Source organism: Candidatus Nitrotoga sp. 1052, assembly GCF_927312905.1.
In the GTDB taxonomy this organism is placed as follows: domain Bacteria; phylum Pseudomonadota; class Gammaproteobacteria; order Burkholderiales; family Gallionellaceae; genus Nitrotoga.
On sequence record NZ_CAKMHQ010000035.1, the window covers coordinates 1 to 1,561 of the forward strand.

Sequence of the window (1,561 nt, forward strand, 5' to 3'; positions counted from 1 at the left end):
CAGTATTTTCCAATTCAGGTATGAGCCTGAAGCGGTTACGGACTTGGTGATTTGATGGTGCGGGTTGGTCGGGTTAAAAATAAAGTTTAATGGATTTTTGCTAATCGGTTTTGAGTTTATTTTTTTATGATTCTAGTCTCAAGAATTGGTGCTTTTCCGGTGTCGTTTTTCGATCAGTTATGCCTGGCGTTTTGGTTTTACAAAACTTTCAAATAATTCACTCTTGGCGCGTTGCATTTCCTGAGCCGCAGCCAGGTCTGTTTTAGACTTCGCCAGCGCCTGCAAAGCTTCCAGCGTGACGCCCTTTTTGAGGGTGACCAAACCCTTTGCCTTCAACTGCACCAAGCACTCCAGCGGAGTCTTCACATCCTCGTCTTTATAGCGCTTTATGATTTTGCCTTTCGGGCTAATGATCTCGGTCGCAAACATGCATGGGCGGTGAAAATTGAGCCATGGATTGAACGTTTCCTGATAGAACGCATTGATGGGTTTGGCGTACTTCTGGGGGATATGTTCGTAGCCCATGTGCTTGCGCACCACACTGGCATTCTTGCTCTCTGCCAGCGCGTTATCGTTACTGTGGCGCGAGCGCGATTTGGTTTGTTCGATGCGCAGTTTCTCAAGGATTCTCGCCACTGGGCCGTTGATGTACTCGGAACCGTTGTCCGAGTGAAAGCCCAAAATCACAAATGGAAACTGTTCGATGATTAACGCCAGTACGGGCAACAAAAATGCCTCGCTAATACCCTGCACGCACGCCTCGACTTGCCACTGGCTCACGGAGTCAACGCAGGTGATGTGATACACGCCCTTTATGCCGTCAAGATCGCCCTGGTGGACGGTGTCGATACGCACAAAACCGACCCTCCCGTTGGGGCGTGGCACTTTGCGTACTCCGATGGAATTGCGCACCGGATGGGTCTTGATGAAAATCACCCGCAAGGCTTTATAACCCGTGCTTTTGCGCAGGTTGTACAGGTGCGAAACAGACAGCGTAGACAGTCGCTCATAGCGTGTATCGCCATAGACGCTGTAAGCACGCTGCAAGAGGTGCGCTATTGCCGGGCCACACACGTCTTCATTGGCTTTGTCCATCTCGACGAGCAGTGCGATATCGATAGCCGTGTATTTGCGCGCAAAGGGAGCCGCAGGCGCACGATAGCGTTTGGACAGGGGTATAGTAGCTAAACGGTTTGTGAACCACTGCGTGGCCAGACGGGTGACTTGCGCTCGGCTGTAGCCGCTGGTGACTTGCAGATACTTCAGCAGCACACCTTTCTCTCGCTTGCCTTGTCTGGGGTAGTCAAAGCGCTTGAGCACGCGGCTAATGTGCTCGTAGCGCTCGCTGTCGTCACCAGACTTTGTGAACTCAATTTGGGTGCAGCCATTGAGAAATTGCTCGATCTGTTCAATCGTACAAAGCCGTGTTTCGTTCATGTTGATCATCATCCTTGTAATGATCAACCCACATCTTTAAATCGGCCTCAGATTCCTCGCTTCAGACTCATTCCTCGTTGGAAATACGGCTTTCGTTCAGGCTCATACCACATTGGATAAGGCT

1 protein-coding gene is annotated in these 1,561 nt (G+C 50.5%); it reads right to left on the reverse strand.

Annotated features, from left to right (window positions below; genetic code table 11):
• Window positions 1–177: 177 nt before the first annotated feature.
• Entirely contained in the window at window positions 178–1,437 is a 1,260-nt protein-coding gene (locus MJ768_RS07845) for an integrase catalytic domain-containing protein (protein WP_239289923.1), read from the reverse strand.
• Between the last annotated feature and the right edge of the window lie 124 nt (window positions 1,438–1,561).